This is a genomic window from Parendozoicomonas sp. 209JJ7-1, assembly GCF_058147085.1.
The window spans coordinates 1-950 of sequence record NZ_JBYVJU010000083.1 but is presented as its reverse complement, the minus strand read 5'-3'; the positions used below and the strand labels follow the sequence as shown (position 1 = coordinate 950).

General features: G+C 46.1%; 2 protein-coding genes. Both read left to right on the top strand.

Annotation, left to right across the window (positions count from 1 at the left end; all coding sequences use genetic code 11):
* The first annotated feature begins 108 nt into the window (after nucleotides 1-108).
* On the top strand, nucleotides 109-546 hold the full coding sequence (locus ACY2RQ_RS19455; RefSeq protein WP_490114671.1) for a helix-turn-helix domain-containing protein: 438 nt from the start codon (nucleotides 109-111) through the stop codon (nucleotides 544-546).
* Nucleotides 509-950: transposase (locus ACY2RQ_RS19450; RefSeq protein ID WP_490114670.1), on the top strand; the 442-nt coding region annotated here is incomplete at its 3' end. The genes ACY2RQ_RS19455 and ACY2RQ_RS19450, both read left to right, overlap by 38 nt.

The following is a 950-nucleotide window of genomic DNA, read 5'->3' as shown; positions in this document are numbered from 1 at the left end:
TAAGTAGCCGGACAATAGCTTTCATATATTAATCACTTCTACAGTGTACGATAGTTCGGTTTCACATGGTGCTATACTTTTCAGTGCTGCTGTGCCGAGCCTGTCATCATGAAGAAAATTGCCCACCCCATCACTGATAGTGCCATTATCGATACCTTAAAGTGTGCCATGCGTAACGGCCCTCTACCTTGTGTAAGAGAACGTGCCCATGCGGTATTTCTCAGTTCAAAAGGATATTCTCTGGCTCAGATAGCTGATGTTTTTGATGTTCAGTATCAGACGATATCCCGGTGGATTGATGACTGGGAGTTATCAGGTATACAAGGCCTGTATAAAGATCATGGAGGCGGCAAGCCGGCGATCTATAATGATCAAGAAACACAACGCCTTGCAGAGCTCATTGCAGAAGAGCCACGTCGCATATCTTATGCACAGGCAAAAATCGAAGAAGAAACGGGTAAATCGGCCTCTTTAAAAACCCTGAAGCGGATGGCAAAAAAAAATCGGCTTGGTCTACAAGCGCGTACGAAAATCCTGTCAGCATAAGCGCGATCAGGCCACTTTCGAGCGCTGCCATCAATCCCTGAAGAATGCTCATGACGCTGAGCGGAAAGGACTGATAAATCTGTTTTATTTTGATGAATCAGGCTTCTCCCAGCAGCCCTGCGTTCCTTATGCCTGGCAGCCAAAAGGAGAACAGTTGAGAATTCCCTCAGTCAACGGCCAGCGCATAAATGTTCTGGGGTTCATGAATCGTGATAATGATCTGTTTTACTCCTCTGTTTTCGGGCCGGTCACTGGTGATGACGTCATCCGTGTGTTTGAGGATTTTGCTGAACAGATGCAAGACCCGAAATACAACACAGGTGACCGTTACACTCTAGTCGTAGTCGATAACGCCAGCATTCACACTTGCAAAAAGTTCAGAGAAAAGCTGGATGACTGGATGA